This window comes from Streptomyces albicerus (assembly GCF_008905045.1).
In the GTDB taxonomy this organism is placed as follows: domain Bacteria; phylum Actinomycetota; class Actinomycetes; order Streptomycetales; family Streptomycetaceae; genus Streptomyces; species Streptomyces albicerus.
Genome location: NZ_VWMY01000088.1, coordinates 19,964 through 37,995, shown reverse-complemented (window position 1 = coordinate 37,995; position 18,032 = coordinate 19,964). Strand labels below are relative to the sequence as shown.

Genomic DNA, 18,032 nt, shown 5'->3' with positions numbered 1-18,032 from the left:
GCAAGTGGGGGCTGAGGGTCAACCGGGTGGAGATCAAGGCCATCGACCCCCCGCAGTCCATCAAGGACGCGATGCAGAAGCAGATGCGAGCCGAGCGGGACAAGCGGGCCGCGATTCTCGGGGCCGAGGGGCAGCGCCAGTCGCAGATCCTCACCGCCGAAGGCGACAAGCAGGCCGCTGTCCTGCGCGCGGAGGGTAACCGTACCGCTGCGATCCTCCAGGCCGAGGGCCGGTCCCGGGCCATCGACGAGGTGTTCCAGGCCGTGCATCGCAACGACCCCGACCCCAAGCTGCTCGCCTACGAGTACCTGCAGATGCTGCCCCAACTCGCGCAAGGCTCGGGCAGCACTTTCTGGGTGATCCCCAGCGAGGTCACCTCCGCGCTCCAGGGCGTGTCCCGCGCCTTCAGCGAGGTGCTGCCGCAGTCGCCGGCCACCCGTGAGAAGCCCTCGGACGACACGGCCGCCCAAGCCGCCGACGACACAGCTCAGGCCGCGGAAGCCGCTGCCGCCGCCCTCGCCGACGCGGCCAAGGCCGATCGCGTCACCTCTGACCCCCTCCCGTCCAACCCCCCACGCTGACCAGGGATGACAATCGCCGATCCATAACGTCATCGGCCGGCGTGGGGCGTGATCGCACAGGAAGTTGCGGGTACCGGTCCGCAGTGTGCCGTGACGCGGGCCGGTCGACACCAGAACCGCAACCCCGATCAGTTCTGCTGCCAGGCGCGCCCACCGATCGCGCTGGGTGTCGGCGTGACACTCACACGCTCCGGAGGTGTCCCGGGTGAACTCCGTGACGATGGCGGCGGGGCATCCGGCGATCTTCACGTTGCCATCGCTCGCCGAGCCCCTGACGTCAACGCCCCTCGCTCTGCGACGGTAAATGAGGATCTTCCTAACGGCTGACACTGACATCCGGCGCCGGACAGGCTGCCCGAGGAGTCGGAGCTCACGCTCTCCCGCCCCGTTGCACCGGGGCGGACCTCGGTTAGGGTAGCCCGCTGGATCTTGACCGGATGCTGATGGATCCTTGACGGAACATTGGCAAGCAGGGAGGCCGGGGAGTGGCGAGACGCGCGGTGCGAGTGTGGCAGTCGCTGTTGGCGGCGCACCCCGCTCGTACGGTGGTCATGGGCTTCGCTGCCGTGATTCTGCTGGGGATGGTGCTGCTGATGCTGCCCGTCGCCGCAGAGGACGGCCGGAGCGCCGATGCGGTGACGGCACTCTTCACTTCCACGTCGGCGGTATGCGTGACGGGTCTGGTCGTGGTGGACACTGGCACGTACTGGAGCGGCTTCGGCGAGGGCGTGATCCTCGTGCTGTTCCAGATCGGTGGCTTCGGCATCATGACGATGGCCTCGCTGCTGGGGCTGCTGATCTCCGGGAAACTGCGGTTGCGGATGCAGCTGACCGCGCAGGCGGAGACCAAGAGTCTGGACATCGGCGATGTACGGCGGGTGCTGATCGGGGTCGCCGGATGCACGCTCACGGTGGAACTCGCGGTGGGTGCGGTGCTGGCGCTGCGGCTGCGCTTCGGCTACAACGAGTCCATCTGGGATGCCACGTACCTGGGGTTCTTCCATGCCGTGTCGGCGTTCAACAACGCCGGGTTCGGGCTGCACGCCGACAGCCTCACGAAGTACGCGCAGGACGCGTGGATGACGCTGCCCATCGCAGTGGCCGTGATTCTCGGCGGAATCGGTTTTCCGGTGCTGCTGGAGTTGCTGCGGCACCGCAATCGGGCCCGCACCACGGGTCGGCGTCGCTGGTCGCTGCACTTCCGGCTGACGGTGGTCACCACGGCGCTGCTGCTGTTCGCCGGGACGCTGCTGACGTGTGTGCTGGAGTGGACGAACCGCGACACGCTGGGCCCGTTCGACTGGGACAAGAAGATCCTGGCGGGGTTCTTTCACTCGGCGATGTCGCGTACCGCGGGGTTCAACAGTGTCGACGTTGGGGCGATGACGGATGCGACCCTGCTGCTGACCTGCATGCTGATGTTCATCGGCGGCGGCAGTGCGGGCACTGCGGGCGGCATCAAGGTCAGCACTTTCGCGGTGCTCGGTGCGGCGATGTTCGCCGAGGTGCGAGGTGAGCCCAATTCCGCGGTGATGGGCCGCAGGCTCGCGCCGCACGTGCTGCGGCAGGCGCTGACTGTGGCGCTGGCCGGCGTGGGCTTTGTGATGACGGCGACCCTCGCCCTGCTCGCCGTGGTCGACAAGCCCTTCGAGGAGGTGCTGTTCGAGTCGGTCTCGGCCTTCGGCACGGTGGGGCTGTCCACTGGCATCACCGCTGACCTGCCGACCGTCGGCCGGCTGATCGTCATCGTGCTCATGTTCGTCGGCCGGCTCGGCCCGGTCACCCTGGTCTCGGCGCTTGCCCTGCGCGAGCGCAAGCGCCGCTACGAGCTACCCGAGGAGCGACCCGTCATTGGCTAGGTACCTGCACAATCTGCGCTTGCGCCGCCGCAAGCGGCTCGCCGAGCACGCCGTCGCCTCCGGTCACGGTGACCGGCGTGTGGCCGTGATCGGTCTCGGCCGCTTCGGCAGCTCGCTGGCGCATGAGCTGATGCGGCGCGGCTGGGACGTTCTCGGCGTCGACACAGACCCGCACCTCGTCCAGCGGATCAGCGACGATCTCACCCATGCGGTGGTCGCCGACTGCACCGACCCCGAGACGCTGCGCCAGCTCGGTGTGCACGAGTTCAGCAGCGCCGTGGTCGGCATCGGCACCGACATCGAGGCCAGCATTCTGATCGCCTCCAACCTGCTGGAGGCGAAGGTGCCCAATATCTGGGCCAAGGCGATCAGCCGCCAGCATGGTCAGATCCTCGAACGCCTGGGCGTGCACCACGTCGTCCTGCCCGAGCACGATATGGGTGAGCGCGTCGCCCACCTGGTCACCGGCCGGATGCTCGATTTCATCGAGTTCGACGACGACTACGCCTTGGTGAAGACTGTCGCCCCGGCCGTCTCCACCGGCATGCCGCTCGGCGAGAGCCAGGTACGCCGCAAGTACGGGGTGACGGTCGTCGGCATCAAGCGGCCTGGCGAGGGCTTCACCTACGCCACCGCCGAGACGGTCATAGAGAAGGGGGACGTCATCGTCGTCACCGGAAAGATCCACGATGTGGAGTCGTTCGCCGAACTCAGCTGAGTGCACCGCGAGGCGCCGTATCACTGTTCCTTACTCCTAGTTCCTTCGCCGCCGGTCGTGCGTCCAAGGAAGCTTTGCCCGTACGGAGTTCGTTAATAAGGGCGGTCGCCAGACGCGGAACCGTGCTGCAGGCGCTGTTATAGGAGCAGCGCAGGTGGCGCGGGGAAGGATGCGCTCATGGTGGAGTGGCGAGCGTTGCGGGCTGGGGTCAGGCCGGTACCCGAGCCTGTCCCCACACCGTTCGTCTGGGTGGCGGCCTTCATCGGGGCGCTGCTGACGGTGGGAGTGCTCAGCGCGGCGAACGGGCTCGCCGACCCGCTGCACGCCCTGCTGGTGCTGTGCGTCCTGGCGGCGCTGCTGGGAGTATGCGCCCGCTTGGCCGCGGCGCCGGGCACCGCCGCGGTGTGCTGGCTGTTCCTCAACGGCTTTGCGGTGCCCCCGCATGGCGAGCTCGTGTGGCAGGGGTATCCGGATGCGGGGCGGCTCGCCTTCCTGATGGTCGCGGCGCTGCTCGGTACGGTGATCGCCCGCCTCGTCAACGCCCGGGGCGCGTATCGGCGGATCACCCCCGGTGGGGAGCGCGACGCGAGCTCCTGAGCGGCCGCCGAGGCCGTTACGAGGTGAAGTGGGCGGGCAGGTCGGGGGGTACGGGTGGACGGCCTGGCGTGCTCTTGAGGGTGAGGACCATGGTCATGCCGCCGCCGGGAGTGTCATCGGCGACGAGAGTGCCGCCCATGGCCTCGGCGAAGCCGCGGGCGACCGCGAGTCCCAGGCCGACTCCGGCGCCGCGAGGGACATCGCCGTATCGCTGGAACGGCTCGAAGATCCTCTCCTTGGCCTCGTCGGGCACACCGGGGCCGCGGTCGACGACCCGCAGCTCGACCCGGTCGCCGAGCGTGCTGGCGGAGACCAGCACTACCTCGTTCTCCGGGCCGTACTTCACGGCGTTCTCCACGACGTTGGCGACGGCCCGCTCCAGCAGACCGGGGTCGGCCGCGACCATCGGCAGGGTTTCGGGAATCTCCAGGGCGACGGAGCCTTCGGGAACGCCGCCGAGGGCCATCGGCACCACTTCGTCCAGGTCCACGTCGCGGATCAGCGGGGTGACGGTGCCGGTCTGCAGCCGGGACATGTCCAGCAGGTTGCCCACCAGGTGGTCGAGCCGGTCGGTGCCTTCATCGATGCTCGCCAGCAGTTCCGCCTGGTCCTCTTCGGACCATTCGATGTCGTCGGAGCGCAGAGAGGTGACCGCGGCCTTGATGGTGGCCAGCGGGGTCCGCAGATCATGGCTGACGGCGGCGAGCAGCGCGGTGCGGATGCGGTTGCCCTCGGCCAGCTCGCGGGCCTGTCCGGCTTCCTGCTTCAGCCGCTGGCGGTCCAGGACGACGGCGGCCTGAGCGGCGAAGGCGGCCAGCACCCGGCGGTCCTCGGCGGGCAGCACCCGCCCGGACAGGGCCAATACGAGGTGGTCGCCGACCGGCATGTCGACGTCGGCGTCCACCGGGCGCTCGATCGTACGGGCCGTCCCGGCCCGGCCCGCGCAGGCCCACGGCTCGACCTCGCTGCCCCGCTCCAGCAGTGCCACCGACTCCATGCCGAAGGTCTCCCGCACTCGCTCCAGCAGCGCCTCCAGACCGTCCTCGCCCCGCAGCACGCTGCCCGCCAGGAACGACAGGGTCTCGGACTCGGCGCGCAGTCGGGAGGCCTGGTGGGTCCGGCGGGCGGCCAGGTCCACGACCGAGGCGACCGAGACACCGACCGCGAAGAAGACGATGATGGCGAGGACGTTCGCCGGATCATCGATGATCCAGGTGTGGGTGGGCGGGGTGAAGAAGTAGTTCAGCAGCAGCGAGCCGGCCGTGGCCGCGGCCAGCGCGGGCAACAGCCCGCCGAGCAGTGCGGCGCCCACGGTCAGGGTCAGGAACAGCAGCACCTCGTTGGCGAAGCCGGGCCCGTCGTCGGCGGGCCGGGTGTTCCACACCGAGATGAGCAGCAGGGTGAGCAGCACCGGGCCGACCACGCCGACCAGCCATCCGGCGATGATGCGGGAGCGGCTGAGCCGGGCGCCGCGCGCCACCGGCAGTCCGCGGCCCTTGGCGGCCTCCTCGTGGGTGACGATGTGGACGTCGAGGTCCGGCCCGGACTCGCGCGCCACCGTGGCACTCACCCCGGGCCCGAAGGCGTACTGCCAAGCGCGCCGACGACTGACGCCGAGCACGATCTGGGTGGCGTTGACACTCCGGGCGAAGTCCAGCAGCGCCTGCGGTACGTCGTCGCCGACGACCTGGTGAAAGGTGCCGCCCAGGTCCTCGACGAGGGTGCGCTGTACGGCGAGTTCCTTGGGCGAGGCGGAGGTCAGCCCGTCGCTGCGGGATATGTAGACCGCCAGCACCTCGCCGCCCGCGCCCTTCTCCGCCAGCCGGGCCGCTCGTCGGATCAGGGTCCGTCCTTCAGGGCCGCCGGTGAGCCCGACGACGATCCGCTCGCGGGCCTGCCAGGTGGAGCGGATGTCGTGCTCCCCGCGGTACTGCTGCAGGTACTCGTCGACCCGGTCCGCGGTCCACAGCAACGCCAGCTCCCGCAAGGCGGTCAGATTGCCCGGACGGAAGTAGTTCGAGAGCGCTGCGTCGACCTTGTCGGACTTGTAGATGTTGCCGTGCGCCATCCGGCGACGCAGGGCCTGTGGTGACATGTCGACCAGCTCTATCTGGTCGGCGCGACGGACGATTTCGTCCGGTACGGTCTCCCGCTGCCGTACGCCCGTTATCGACTCGACGACATCGCCGAGCGACTCCAGGTGCTGGATGTTGACGGTCGTGATGACGTCGATCCCGGCGTCCAGCAATTCCTCGACGTCCTGCCACCGCTTGGGGTTCCGTGAGCCGGGCACGTTGGTGTGGGCCAGCTCGTCCACCAGGGCGACGGCCGGCCGGCGCTTCAGTACGGCGTTCACATCCATCTCGGTGAACACCGCGTCACGGTATTCCAGCTCCTTGCGCGGGATCGGCTCCAGGCCGTGCAGCATCACCTCGGTGCGCGGCCGGTCGTGGTGCTCCACGAAGGCCACCACGCAATCGGTGCCCCGCTCCGCACGGCGGTGCGCCTCCGACAGCATCGCGTAGGTCTTGCCGACGCCTGGCGCCGCACCGAGGTAGATCCGAAGCTTGCCGCGTGCCATGGTTCAGGGTTCCGATCGTTCTGCGCTCGCCGGGCCGGTTCGGGACAGCAAGGAGATCACTTCTCGACGCGGTGTCCCATGCCCGGCCCGCTGATGGAGGTGGCGTGGATGCGATGGGTCTGCCTCCAGTTTGCGCCGCGGCCGCGTCACGTAGACCCGCAGGTGTTGGTGCGTGTCTCGTAGGAGGGTCCCCACACCTTCTGGAGCAGTGCTTTTGGCCGCGCAGCCGCCCCGTGCCGTGCTCAGAACCTCTCTGCACAGATCAGCGCGAGGACCGGATAGTCCAGCAGGGCTACGGCCACGGCCAGCCCGACGATGGTTTCGGCGCTCACAGCCGACCCACCCCGCGGGCGATGAGAGCCGCCAGCGCGAACACGGCGATCGTGGCGCATACGAAGGCCACATCGGCCATCGCGAGCTCCTAGACGAGATTCGGAAGGAACGGACCCTTAGAAGTAACCCCGCCGCAACGCTGATTAACCCGCCGTTGACTCGACTCTTACGTCCCCGGCCGCTTCCTTGACGCTTTCCTAACGCGGCCGCGCCCGACTTGTGGAAGCCCGGAGGGTTCTGCGCAGCCCAGCTTGTTTCGCGCGGTACCGGCGGATCCGCTGCAGTTTGATCGCTTCCGGCAGGCGTCCGGCCGGTGCGCGAGCGTACTCCGCGAGTAAGACGCCCGCTGGAGCTCCACGCGAACAGGGGGTACGGCGCCGTGCCCCGAAGCCGCCTCCACTCACCAGCCCGGAGGCTTGTCCAGGTCCTCCTGGTCACGCTGGGGTGTTTGCTTGCGACTCCCGCCGTGAGCGCGGCGCAGTCGCCGACTGTGCTGGGGCCAAGGTCATCCACGCCATGGGCGAGTTCGAGGCCGCCAAGACCCTGGCGGATGCCGCGGAGCGGTTGGAAGGCCACCCCGCGCGGCCATGCACCTGCGGATTCTGTCGACCATGGCCGAGATCGCCGGAACAAGGCAATGTGCTTGCACTTGCCCACATGCAAGCATGCGTTCAACCGGCGCGAAGACGTCGAGGTGGGGCGGTGAACGCGGGGAAGGTCGAGATCACCGGCTGACATCGGTACTGAGGAGCGGAGTGAGCCCGGGCGGCCCTTGAGCTGCCCGGGCTTGTGATCGCTGGGTGGTTTCCCGGAAGTGGAGTGTGAGTGGTGTTCCTGTGGCTCTGGCTGATCGGCTGGTCGGCCTTCGCCCTGCCCCTGGCGATCGCCTCGTTGCGCGGCTGGGCGCCCAAGTCGGCCCGGCGCCGGACCACTCCGTGGGGCATACGCGTACGGGGCGTCGCTCTGCTGGTCATCTGGGTCGGCGGGCTGATCGTTCCGCTGCTGCAGTGGAGTGGCTTGGACACCATGGACGCCGCGTTCCTCGGGTCCATCGTGGAGGTCGGCTTCTTGATGTTCGCGGCGGGGCTGATGGGCGGCTCGCAGCTGGGGGAGTGGTTCTACCGAAGGGCTGTTCAGTCGAAGGCACTTGAGTCCAAGGCCGTTGATGAGACGCCCGGCAGCGGTGGGCGGCCGTGGTGAGCCCAGGTGCGGCCCGGCAGCGGAGAACGCACATCGCCCAGGTCGTCGGGCGGATCACAGACCAGATGGAGAAGCGGTGACCCCACTGCGCAAGTCACTCCCGGGCTGATGGTCGGTCCGCCCGCCGACGAAGCCGGAATCGGCTGGCTGAACGACATCGCCGTCTTCTGCGTCGGAGGCGGCCCGGTCGCCGCCATCGTCGGCGTGGCGGCCCTCGTCAACTACCGCCGTATGCGGCGCGCCTTGTCCGCCCACCCGTGGATCGCCTGCTCCGCCGTGGCCATTCCACCTCGGCAGGGCAACCCCCGTACGGCACTGCGCCACCCGCAGACGGGTGATGTGATCCCGCTGTCGGTCCGTACACTGCCGCAGCGATACCACCTGGCCAGCCCCGACCCCGGAGGCGTGCTGTGGTGGTGTGGCGACGCGCGTACGGGCGGTGTGCTCGCGCAGCCCGGCGGCCAGCACCTGCTGTGGGCACGCCGACACAGAACTGGGCGGACCCGCCGCAGGGACGTGTTGACGGCGGATCGGCGGGGTCTCCTGAACAGGCCGCAGCCCTGGCAGTCGCAGGCCGGTGTGGGCGACCAACTCATCGAGGGCCGGGAGCCGGACCTGTCGTACGCGGCCATGACTGAAACGGCCCGCCGTCAGGCGATCGGGGACGAGCACGGGACCGCCCCGCGCCGCGAACCCGACATCCGTGCCGTGCCCTGGTGGCGCGTGCCTGCCCTGCTGGAGATCTCGTACGTCTGGCCGGCCGTGGTCAACGCGGCTTTCACATGCGCGATGGTGCTGACGTGGTGGCTCCTGGCGAAGGACCAGGACGTCCATGTGCCGCTGATCCTGGCGGCCCTGTCCGGCTTCAACGCTCTCCGGTTCGGTCGCCGGATGATGACTCAGGGGGTGCCCGGGGTGAAGGCCTTGGTGCAGGCCGCTCGGGCGCCCGTTCCCGTACCCGTACCCGTACGCTACGTGCTGCTGCCCGGCCTCGACGACGGACTGCTCCTGGTGCTCTTCGCCGCCCACGGAGGCCCGGAGGATCTGCCGGAAGCCGCCATGGAAGTCAACCCGCCGCCAGGCCCGCCCAAGCATCCGAGGCGCGGTATACCCTCAGCGGTCGGCACGGTCGATCTGCACGGTTGGCTCGACGCCGGGCCCACCGTCGTCCCATGGATCGACGGCGGCCCCCTGTGGCCCCGGCACGCGTACGAGGCGGTGAACCTCAATGACCGGCGGGACCGGGAGTGCTTCGCAGCCCTGGTCGGAGGTGCGGGTGCGGAGGCGACATGAGTCGGCCGGGTCCGGGTCTCCTCGTTGGTGAGGGTGAAGTCGTTGGTGAGTGTGAAGGACCTTGCTCAGCCGTCGAGTACCGGCCCTGCGGTATCGAGGGCGGCACCGACGTGGTCGGCGAGGCTTACGGCCACCAGGCGTGATTGAAGAGGCGGTGGTACGGTGCCGGGCTCCGGCAGGAGCATGAACCGGCCGAGGTAACGGCCGCCCACCGATGCACTCAGCTCGATCTCGTCGCCGGGCCAGCCGTCCTTGTCCAGGTCCCAGTTGGGGCGCCCGACGGTCAGCGAGCCGTCCTGCTCCAGGCGGGGGTGCCGGCCGAGCAGCGTGCCGTGTTCGAAGCGGCAACCGCGCAGGCCAAGGATCTCGACGAGTTGCTGCCGGACCTGGTCCACCACGGCGTACGGCGAGGCACCCGCCTGAACCAGGCAGGCAGTCTCGTGGATCCGCGCCAGATGTGCCGCGTCGGTGACGGTGACCAGCTTCAACGTACGGGCGTGGGCCGCCAGTTGGGACACGGCCACGCTCACCGCCAGCAGCAGGAGAGTGGTGGTGATGTCGTCGCCGTCGGAGATGGTGAACCGCTGGTAGGGGCGAGTGAGGAAGCTGTATCAGATTGCGGCTGCGCCGCGGGCGAACCAGGCCGCCGCCGAGAGCGCGGCCAGCACTCCTGCGACCCGGCTGCCCAGGGCGGCGACCGCCACGACGACCACGACCAGGATCAGGATCAGGGCCAGGTTCGCGGACGACAGATGGGCGCGGAACGGTGCCAGGGCCGGCGCGACCACGAGTGGCGCGAACAGGGCGGCGGCCGGGACGATCCGGTCACGGAGCGAACTCTTCATGGTCCACCTCGCTGGAGTGGGGTCGGTCCCATGGGCGGGAGAGTGCGGCGTGCTGGCCGACCGGGCCGGCGTGGCCCCTGGCGGTCACGGTCGGCCATACCGGCGCGCGGTCTTGACGCATCTCTGACACCGCGGGCAGGCCGTAGTGGGTCTGGGGCGGCGTACGTCGTACTCGACGCGGCCCCGCATCACCGGCCGGGTGGCTGCCTACGAGGTGGCCGTTGCGGGCAGACCGGGCTGTGCCGAAGGAGGACTGGTCGCCGCCGACAGGGTGAGGACCATGGTGAGGCCGCCGCCGGGAGTGTCCTCCGCGGTGAGGGTGCCGCCGATGGCCTCGGCGAAGCCGCGGGCGACTGCCAGGCCGAGGCCGACGCCGGCGCCGCGTGGGGCGTCGCCGTAGCGCTGGAAGGGTTCGAAGATGCGGTCCTTGGCCTCGTCCGGGACGCCGGGGCCACGGTCCACGACACGCACTTCGACCCGGTCGGCGTGCGCGCTCGCCGATACGACGACCGGCTTGCCGTCGGGGCTGTACTTGACCGCGTTCTCGACGATGTTGGCGACCGACCGTTCCAGCAGGCCTTTGTCGACGGCGACCATGGGCAGGGTTTCGGGGATGTCGAGGACGACGGTCGACTCGGGGTCCGGGATCCCGCCCAGCGCCATGGGGACGACTTCGTCCACGTCGATCTCGCGGATGAGCGGGGCGAGTGTGCCGGTCTGCAGGCGGGACATGTCCAGAAGATTGCCCACGAGGTGATCGAGGCGGTCGGCGCCCTCCTCGATGCCTGCCAGCAGTTCCGCCTGGTCCTCCTCGGACCACTCGACGTCGTCCGAACGCAGGGACGTCACGGCCGCCTTGATGCCCGCGAGCGGGGTGCGCAGGTCATGGCTCACGGCGGCCAGGAGGGAGGTGCGGATGCGGTTGCCCTCGGCCAGTTCCTTGGCCTGGTCCGCCTCGGACTGCAGCCGCTGACGATCCAGGACCACCGCGGCCTGCACGGCGAAAGCGGCGAGGACGCGGCGGTCCTCTGCGGGCAGGACCCGGCCGGACAGGGCGAGCGCCATGTGGTCGCCGACCGGCATGTCGACGTCCGCGTCCTCGGGCCGGTCGACAGGCTGTCCGGTGCCCACGCGACCGGCGCAGGTCCACGGCTCGACATCGCTCTCGCGCTCCAGCAGCGCCACCGACTCCAGGGCGAAGGTCTCGCGCACCCGTTCCAGGAGGGCTTCCAGGCTGGTCTCGCCGCGCAGGACGTTGCCGGCCAGGAAGGAGAGGATCTCCGACTCGGCGCGCAGCCGGGCCGCCTGGTGGGTGCGGCGGGCCGCCAGGTCCACCACCGACGCCACCGAGGCCGCGACCAGCACGAAGATCGCCAGCGCCAGCATGTTCTTGGGATCGGCGATGGTGATGCGGTGCACCGGCGGGGTGAAGAACCAGTTCAGGAGCATCGTGCCGACCGCTGCCGAGGCCAGGGACGGCAGCAGCCCGCCGAGCAGGGCCGCGCCCACGGTGAGCGTGAGAAACAGCAGCATGTCGTTCGTGAGGCCGAGGTCGGCGTCGCTGTGGGTCAGCAGCAGCGTGAGGAGTGCCGGACCCCCGATACCGGTCAGCCAGCCCCAGATGAGCCGGGACCGGCCGAGGCGCGCGCCCCGGGGCACGGGCAGTCCGCGTCCCTTGCCCGCCTCGCTGTGTGTGATCAGGTGCACGTCGAGGTCGGGCCCCGAGTCCCGGGCGACCGTCGCGCCGACGCCGGGTCCGAAGACGTACTGCCATCCCTTGCGGCGTGACACCCCGAGGACGATCTGGGTGGCGTTCACGCCGCGAGCGAAGTCCAGCAGCGCCACCGGGACGTCGTCGCCGACGACGTGGTGGAAGGTGCCGCCGAGGTCCTCCACCAGGGTGCGCTGGACGGCCAGCTCCTTGGGGGAGGCGGAGCTGAGCCCGTCGCTGCGGGCGATGTACACGGCCAGTACCTCGCCGCCCGCGCCCTTCTCCGCCAGCCGGGCGGCGCGGCGGATCAGCGTCCGCCCCTCGGGGCCACCGGTGAGGCCGACCACGATGCGCTCCCGCGAGCCCCAGATCTTCGACACCCGGTGCTCGCTGCGGTACTCCTGCAGATACTCATCGACCCGGTCCGCCACCCACAGCAGGGCCAGCTCTCGCAGCGCAGTGAGATTGCCTGGCCGGAAGTAGTTGGACAGGGCCGCGTCGACCTTGTCCGGCTTGTAGATGTTGCCGTGCGCCATGCGCCGTCGCAGGGCCTGCGGGGACATGTCGACCAGCTCGATCTGGTCCGCCCGCCGCACCACCTCGTCCGGCACCGTCTCCTTCTGCCGGACACCGGTTATCGACTCGACGACGTCGCCGAGCGACTCCAGGTGCTGGATGTTGACGGTGGATACGACGTCGATCCCGGCCGCGAGCAATTCCTCGACGTCCTGCCATCGTTTGGCGTTGCGCGAGCCGGGGATGTTGGTGTGCGGCAGTTCGTCGACGAGGGCCACGGCGGGGGCGCGCCGCAGCACGGCGTCCACGTCCATCTCGGTGAACGTCGTGCCGCGGTACTCGATCTCGTTGCGGGGCACTTGCTCCAGGCCCTGCAGCATCACCTCGGTGCGCGGCCGGTCGTGGTGCTCCACGAAGGCGACCACGCAGTCGGTGCCCCGCTCGATGCGGCGGTGGGCCTCGGAGAGCATGGCGTGGGTCTTGCCGACGCCGGGTGCGGCGCCGAGGTAGATCCGGAGCTTGCCGCGTGCCATCTTCTCGTCTCTGAAGTCGTGTGCGGTCAGGAGGATCGAGAGCGCGTCATGACTCGAAGCGGTAGCCCATGCCCGCCTCGGTGATGAGGTAGCGGGGGTGTGCGGGGTCTGCTTCGAGCTTGCGTCTCAACTGGGCCATGTACACCCGAAGGTAGTTTGTCCTGTCGCTGTACGTGGCTCCCCAGACCTCCTGGAGCAGCTGCTTCTGGGTGACCAGGCGGCCGGGGTTGCAGACCAGGATCTCCAGCAGGTGCCACTCGGTTGGGGTGAGCCGGATGTTGCGGCCGCCTCTGGTGGCCTTCTTGGCCAGCAGGTCGATGGTGAAATCGCTCGTCGTGACCATGGTCGTCTCGGGTGCCATCGGCAGCGCCTCGGTACGCCGGACGGCGGCCCGCAGCCGGGCCAGCAGCTCGTCCATGCTGAACGGCTTGGTGATGTAGTCGTCGGCGCCCGCGTCGAGGGCGGCGACCTTCTCGTCGGACGCCGTCCGGGCGGACAGGACCAGTACGGGCACCCGGGTCCAGCCGCGCAGCGCCTTGACCACCTCGACGCCGTCCATGTCGGGCAGGCCCAGGTCGAGCACCACCACGTCCGGCTGGCGGGCGGCGGCCAGTCGGAGCGCGGTGGCGCCGTCCGGCGCGGCGTCCACGCCGTACCTTCGGGCCTGCATATTGATCACGAGGGCTCGTACGAGCTGTGGATCGTCCTCCACCACCAGCACCCGGGTCATCGGTGTGCGGCCTTCCTGTCGTCGGTGGGGTCGGGGCCGTCAGGGCGGCGGCGGGAGCCGGTGGATCCGGATGTCCCGGTCCGCCGGCTCCCAGCCGCTGTCCCTGCTGCTGACGGCATCAGTGGTCGGCCAGTTCCTTGAGCGCGACGTTGAGTTCGAGGACGTTGACGCGCGGCTCGCCCATGAAGCCGAGGGCACGGCCGTCGGTGTGGTCCTTGACCAGCTCCTCGACCTGAGTGGCGGTCAGCCCGTTCGCCTCAGCGACCCGTTTGACCTGGATCTCCGCGTACTTGGGGGAGATGTCCGGGTCGATCGCGGAGGCCGAGCCGGTGACCGCGTCCTTGGGCACTTCGGACTCGGGTACGCCGTTGAACTCGGCGACCTGCTTCTTCGCCGCCTTCACCATCTTCACGAGCTCGGGGTTGCCGGCGCTCAGCTGGCTGGAGCCGGTGGCCAGCGGGTCGTAGTTGCTGTTGGACGGACGCCCCTGGAACCACTTCGGGTCCGGCTTGTCGGTGCCCTTGATGTTCCAGCTCTGGCCGATCAGCTGGGAGCCGACCTCCTTGCCGTCCACCTCGACGATCGAGCCGTTGGCCTTGTCATGGAAGGCCAGTTGGCCGATGCCAGTGATCACGAGCGGGTAGATGATGCCGGTCACGACCGTGAGGACGAGCAGCATGCGCAGCGCCGCCCATGCCAGGCGTCCGGTGTTTGCCACGGAGTTGTTCATGGTCCTTCACCCGATCCCGGGGATCAGAGAGATGAGCAGGTCGATGATCTTGATGCCGATGAACGGGGCGATCAGTCCGCCGAGGCCGTAGATCCCGAGGTTGCGCCGGAGCATCTTGTCGGCGCTCATCGGGCGGTACTGCACGCCGCGCAGGGCGAGCGGGACCAGGGCGATGATGATCAGCGCATTGAAGATGACCGCGGACAGGATCGCCGACTCGGGCGAGGCCAGGCCCATGACGTTGAGCTTGTCGAGCGACGGGTAGGCGACCGCGAACATCGCTGGGATGATCGCGAAGTACTTCGCGACGTCGTTGGCGATGGAGAACGTCGTCAACGCGCCCCGGGTGATGAGGAGTTGCTTGCCGATCTCGACGATCTCGATGAGCTTGGTCGGGTTGGAGTCGAGGTCGACCATGTTGCCGGCCTCCTTGGCGGCCGACGTCCCCGTGTTCATCGCCACGCCGACATCCGCCTGGGCCAGCGCGGGCGCGTCGTTGGTGCCGTCACCGGTCATTGCGACCAGCTTGCCGCCGGCTTGTTCCCGCTTGATCAGGGCCATCTTGTCCTCGGGGGTGGCCTCCGCGAGGAAGTCGTCGACGCCGGCCTCGTCCGCGATCGCCTTCGCGGTCAGCGGGTTGTCACCCGTGATCATGACGGTCTTGATGCCCATGCGGCGCAGTTCCTCGAACCGCTCCCGCATGCCCTCCTTGACCACGTCCTTGAGATGGATGACCCCCAGAATCCGGGCGCCCTGGTCGTCCTGAACTGCGACCAACAGCGGTGTACCGCCCGCCTCCGAGATGCGGCCCGCGATCTCGTCGGCGTCCTCGGCGACCGACCCGCCCTGCTCCCGCACCCAGGCGATGACCGAACCGGCCGCACCCTTGCGGATGTTCTTGCCGTCCACGTCCACGCCCGACATCCGGGTCTGGGCGGTGAAGGCGATCCACTCCGCCTGGGCCAGCTCGCCCTGGTGCCGCTCGCGCAGCCCGTACTTCTGCTTCGCCAGTACGACGATGGAGCGGCCCTCGGGCGTCTCGTCGGCCAGTGAGGAGAGTTGGGCGGCGTCGGCGACCTCGGCCTCCGTCGTCCCGCGCACCGGCACGAACTCGGCGGCCTGCCGGTTGCCGAGGGTGATGGTGCCGGTCTTGTCCAGCAGCAGCGTCGAGACGTCGCCGGCGGCCTCAACTGCCCGGCCGGACATGGCGAGGACATTGCGCTGTACCAGGCGGTCCATGCCCGCGATACCGATCGCGGAGAGCAGCGCGCCGATCGTGGTCGGGATCAGACAGACCAGCAGAGCCGTCAGCACGATCATGGAGGTCTGCTCGTCGGCGCCCGCGTAGATCGCGAACGGCTTGAGGGTCACCACGGCCAGTAGGAAGACGATGGTGAGCGAGGCCAGCAGGATGTTCAGCGCGATCTCGTTGGGCGTCTTCTGCCGTGCCGCGCCCTCGACCAGGTTGATCATGCGGTCGATGAAGGTCTCGCCCGGCTTCGTCGTGATCTTGATGACGATGCGGTCGGACAGCACCTTCGTACCGCCGGTGACGGCCGAGCGGTCGCCGCCGGACTCGCGGATGACCGGGGCCGACTCGCCCGTGATCGCCGACTCGTCGACCGACGCCACGCCCTCGACGACGTCACCGTCGCCGGGGATGATGTCGCCGGCCTCACAGACGACCAGGTCGCCGACCTTCAACTCCGTACCCGGGACCTGCTCTTCGGTGTCCCCGACGAGGCGACGTGCCACCGTGTCGGTCTTGGCCTTGCGCAGGGTGTCCGCCTGGGCCTTGCCGCGGCCCTCGGCCACCGCCTCCGCCAGGTTGGCGAAGACGACGGTCAGCCACAGCCAGGTGGCGATGACCCAGCCGAACCAGTCACCGGGGTCCTTGACCGCCAGCACGGTGGTGACCACCGAGCCGACCAACACCACGAACATCACGGGGGACTTGACCATCACCCGCGGGTGGAGCTTGCGGAAGGCGTCCGGCAGCGACTTGATCAGCTGCTTCGGGTCGAAGAGACCCGCGCCGACGCGGCCCTCGTCCTTGTGCCCGGTCGGTACGTCCTGGTGCGGTGCCCGGGTCGGGGTAACCGTGGACATCGGGTCCTCTTGCTTCTTGGTGTTGGTGGTCATGCCGCCAGCCCTTCGGCGAGCGGGCCCAGCGCCAGGGCCGGGAAGAACGTCAGACCAGTGATGATCATGATGGCGCCGACCAGCAGGCCGGTGAACAGCGGCTTTTCGGTGCGCAGCGTGCCCGCGGTGGCGGGGATGGGCTTCTGCTCGGCGAGCGAGCCGGCCAGCGCCAGCACGAACACCATGGGCAGGAACCGGCCCAGCACCATGCACAGCCCCAACGTCGTGTTGAAGAACTCCGTGTTGGCGCCGAAGCCCGCGAACGCGGAGCCGTTGTTGTTCGAGGCCGACGTGTAGGCGTACAGCACCTCGGAGAAGCCGTGCGCCCCGACGTTGGTCATGGCGTCCTTGCCGTCCGGCAGGGCCATCGCCACCGCGGTGCCGATCAGCACCAGCGCCGGGGTGATGAGGATGTAGCAGGCGGCCAGCTTGATCTCGCGGGTGCCGATCTTCTTGCCCAGGTACTCGGGCGTACGGCCGACCATCAGACCGGCGAGGAACACCGCGATGATCGCCATGATCAGCATGCCGTAGAGACCGGAGCCCACGCCGCCGGGCGCGAGCTCACCGAGCATCATGCCCAGCAGCAGGACACCGCCGGACAAGCCCTGGAAGGAGTCGTGGAAGGAGTTGACCGAGCCGGTCGAGGTCATGGTCGTCGACACCGCGAACAGTGACGACGGGCCTTCGCCGAAGCGCTGCTCCTTGCCCTCCATCGAGCCGCCGGCGATCTGCGAGGCGGTGCCCGGGTGGGCGTACTCGATCCACGTCACGGCGACCACGCCGAGGAACCAGATGATCCCCATGGCCGCGACGATCGCATAGCCCTGCTTGACGTTGCCGACCATCTTGCCGAAGGTGCGCGGCAGCGAGAACGGGATCACCAGCAGCAGGAAGATCTCCAGCAGGTTGGTGAAGCCGTTGGGGTTCTCGAAGGGGTGGGAGCTGTTGGCGTTGAAGAAGCCGCCGCCGTTGGTGCCGAGGTCCTTGATGGCCTCCTGGGAGGCGACCGCGCCGGGGCTGATGGCCTGCTTGTCGCCGGTGAGCGTGGTGATGGTGTGGATGTCGCCGAAGTTCTGGATAGCGCCGGCGGCGATGAGGATCACGGCCGCGACCACGGAGATGGGGATCAGGATGCGGACGGTGCCGCGCACCAGGTCGGCCCAGAAGTTGCCGAGATCCCCGGTGCGGGAGCGCGCGAAGCCACGTACGAGCGCCACCGCGACGGCGATGCCGACTGCGGCGGAGACGAAGTTCTGCACGGCAAGACCGGCGGTCTGGGTGACGTGGCTCATGGCCGCCTCCCCCGAGTACGACTGCCAGTTGGTGTTGGAGACGAACGACACGGCGGTGTTGAACGCCTGGTCCGGGGTGATCGGCTTGAAGCCGAGCGACAGCGGCAGCTTGTCCTGGACGCGCTGCAGCAGGTACAGGAACAGCACGCTCACGGCGGAGAAGGCCAGCACCCCGCGCAGGTAGGCGGGCCAGCGCATTTCCGTGTCGGGGTTCGCGCCGACCGAGCGGTAGATCCACTGCTCGACCCGCAGGTGCTTCTTGGACGAGTAGACGGCGGCCATGTAGTCGCCGAGGGGACGGTGCACCAGGGCGAGCGCGCCGATCAGCGCGGCCACCAGGAGCACGTCAGCAAGGACGGGGCTCATCG

General features: G+C 69.1%; 14 protein-coding genes and 1 pseudogene. 6 read left to right on the top strand and 9 right to left on the bottom strand.

What is annotated here, in order from left to right:
• The 4 genes from GAS53_RS47310 to GAS53_RS47295 all read left to right on the top strand — a co-directional run.
• On the top strand, positions 1-581 hold a 581-nt coding region (locus GAS53_RS47310), incomplete at its 5' end, for an SPFH domain-containing protein (RefSeq protein WP_151483973.1).
• 485 nt (positions 582-1,066) lie between these two features.
• Complete coding sequence (locus GAS53_RS47305; RefSeq protein ID WP_225859555.1) at positions 1,067-2,440, top strand: TrkH family potassium uptake protein; 1,374 nt, start codon at positions 1,067-1,069, stop codon at positions 2,438-2,440.
• A complete protein-coding gene (locus GAS53_RS47300) occupies positions 2,433-3,158 on the top strand; it encodes a potassium channel family protein (protein ID WP_192583604.1) in 726 nt (241 codons plus the stop codon). The genes GAS53_RS47305 and GAS53_RS47300 overlap by 8 nt, the downstream gene beginning before the upstream one ends.
• 177 nt (positions 3,159-3,335) lie before the next feature.
• Positions 3,336-3,755 carry a hypothetical protein gene (locus GAS53_RS47295; RefSeq protein WP_151483972.1) on the top strand — a complete coding sequence of 140 codons (420 nt, stop codon included), beginning with the start codon at positions 3,336-3,338 and terminating at the stop codon, positions 3,753-3,755.
• 16 nt (positions 3,756-3,771) lie between these two features.
• On the opposite strand, the gene GAS53_RS47290 is transcribed toward GAS53_RS47295, so the two are convergent.
• Positions 3,772-6,336 carry a sensor histidine kinase gene (locus GAS53_RS47290; RefSeq protein ID WP_151483971.1) on the bottom strand — a complete coding sequence of 855 codons (2,565 nt, stop codon included), beginning with the start codon at positions 6,334-6,336 and terminating at the stop codon, positions 3,772-3,774.
• Between the two features lie 242 nt (positions 6,337-6,578).
• On the bottom strand, positions 6,579-6,668 hold the full coding sequence (locus GAS53_RS47280; protein ID WP_151483970.1) for a K(+)-transporting ATPase subunit F: 90 nt from the start codon (positions 6,666-6,668) through the stop codon (positions 6,579-6,581).
• An 829-nt stretch (positions 6,669-7,497) separates the two neighbouring features.
• On the opposite strand from GAS53_RS47280, the gene GAS53_RS47270 reads away from it, so the two are divergent.
• Together GAS53_RS47270 and GAS53_RS47260 are read left to right on the top strand one after the other, a co-directional pair.
• Complete coding sequence (locus GAS53_RS47270) at positions 7,498-7,869, top strand: hypothetical protein (RefSeq protein ID WP_151483969.1); 372 nt, start codon at positions 7,498-7,500, stop codon at positions 7,867-7,869.
• A 108-nt stretch (positions 7,870-7,977) separates the two neighbouring features.
• Complete coding sequence (locus tag GAS53_RS47260; protein WP_192583603.1) at positions 7,978-9,162, top strand: hypothetical protein; 1,185 nt, start codon at positions 7,978-7,980, stop codon at positions 9,160-9,162.
• Between the two features lie 65 nt (positions 9,163-9,227).
• Here GAS53_RS47260 and GAS53_RS47255 read toward each other — a convergent pair.
• The 7 genes and pseudogenes from GAS53_RS47255 to kdpA all read right to left on the bottom strand — a co-directional run.
• A pseudogene (locus GAS53_RS47255) lies at positions 9,228-9,755 on the bottom strand (DUF4118 domain-containing protein); the annotation flags it as partial.
• An 18-nt stretch (positions 9,756-9,773) separates the two neighbouring features.
• Complete coding sequence (locus GAS53_RS58180) at positions 9,774-10,007, bottom strand: hypothetical protein (RefSeq protein WP_318724134.1); 234 nt, start codon at positions 10,005-10,007, stop codon at positions 9,774-9,776.
• Between the two features lie 207 nt (positions 10,008-10,214).
• Entirely contained in the window at positions 10,215-12,767 is a 2,553-nt protein-coding gene (locus tag GAS53_RS47250; RefSeq protein ID WP_151483966.1) for a sensor histidine kinase, read from the bottom strand.
• Positions 12,768-12,813: 46 nt separating this feature from the next.
• Entirely contained in the window at positions 12,814-13,497 is a 684-nt protein-coding gene (locus tag GAS53_RS47245; RefSeq protein ID WP_151483965.1) for a response regulator, read from the bottom strand.
• 118 nt (positions 13,498-13,615) lie between these two features.
• Positions 13,616-14,227, bottom strand: coding sequence for a potassium-transporting ATPase subunit KdpC (kdpC, locus tag GAS53_RS47240; RefSeq protein ID WP_151483964.1), 612 nt, complete (start codon positions 14,225-14,227; stop codon positions 13,616-13,618).
• Positions 14,228-14,233: 6 nt separating this feature from the next.
• A complete protein-coding gene (gene kdpB, locus GAS53_RS47235) occupies positions 14,234-16,369 on the bottom strand; it encodes a potassium-transporting ATPase subunit KdpB (RefSeq protein ID WP_151483963.1) in 2,136 nt (711 codons plus the stop codon).
• Positions 16,366-18,030, bottom strand: coding sequence for a potassium-transporting ATPase subunit KdpA (kdpA, locus tag GAS53_RS47230; protein ID WP_151483962.1), 1,665 nt, complete (start codon positions 18,028-18,030; stop codon positions 16,366-16,368). The genes kdpB and kdpA overlap by 4 nt, the downstream gene beginning before the upstream one ends.
• Positions 18,031-18,032 lie beyond the last annotated feature (2 nt).

Excerpts from the sequence above, each read along its gene's own strand:
- kdpC (WP_151483964.1), bottom strand. The coding sequence starts at position 14,227 with ATGAACAACTCCGTGGCAAACACCGGACGCCTGGCATGGGCGGCGCTG.
- GAS53_RS47245 (WP_151483965.1), bottom strand. The coding sequence starts at position 13,497 with ATGACCCGGGTGCTGGTGGTGGAGGACGATCCACAGCTCGTACGAGCC.
- GAS53_RS58180 (WP_318724134.1), bottom strand. The coding sequence starts at position 10,007 with ATGAAGAGTTCGCTCCGTGACCGGATCGTCCCGGCCGCCGCCCTGTTC.
- GAS53_RS47290 (WP_151483971.1), bottom strand. The coding sequence starts at position 6,336 with ATGGCACGCGGCAAGCTTCGGATCTACCTCGGTGCGGCGCCAGGCGTC.
- GAS53_RS47250 (WP_151483966.1), bottom strand. The coding sequence starts at position 12,767 with ATGGCACGCGGCAAGCTCCGGATCTACCTCGGCGCCGCACCCGGCGTC.
- GAS53_RS47295 (WP_151483972.1), top strand. The coding sequence starts at position 3,336 with ATGGTGGAGTGGCGAGCGTTGCGGGCTGGGGTCAGGCCGGTACCCGAG.
- kdpB (WP_151483963.1), bottom strand. The coding sequence starts at position 16,369 with ATGACCACCAACACCAAGAAGCAAGAGGACCCGATGTCCACGGTTACC.
- kdpA (WP_151483962.1), bottom strand. The coding sequence starts at position 18,030 with ATGAGCCCCGTCCTTGCTGACGTGCTCCTGGTGGCCGCGCTGATCGGC.
- GAS53_RS47260 (WP_192583603.1), top strand. The coding sequence starts at position 7,978 with ATGGTCGGTCCGCCCGCCGACGAAGCCGGAATCGGCTGGCTGAACGAC.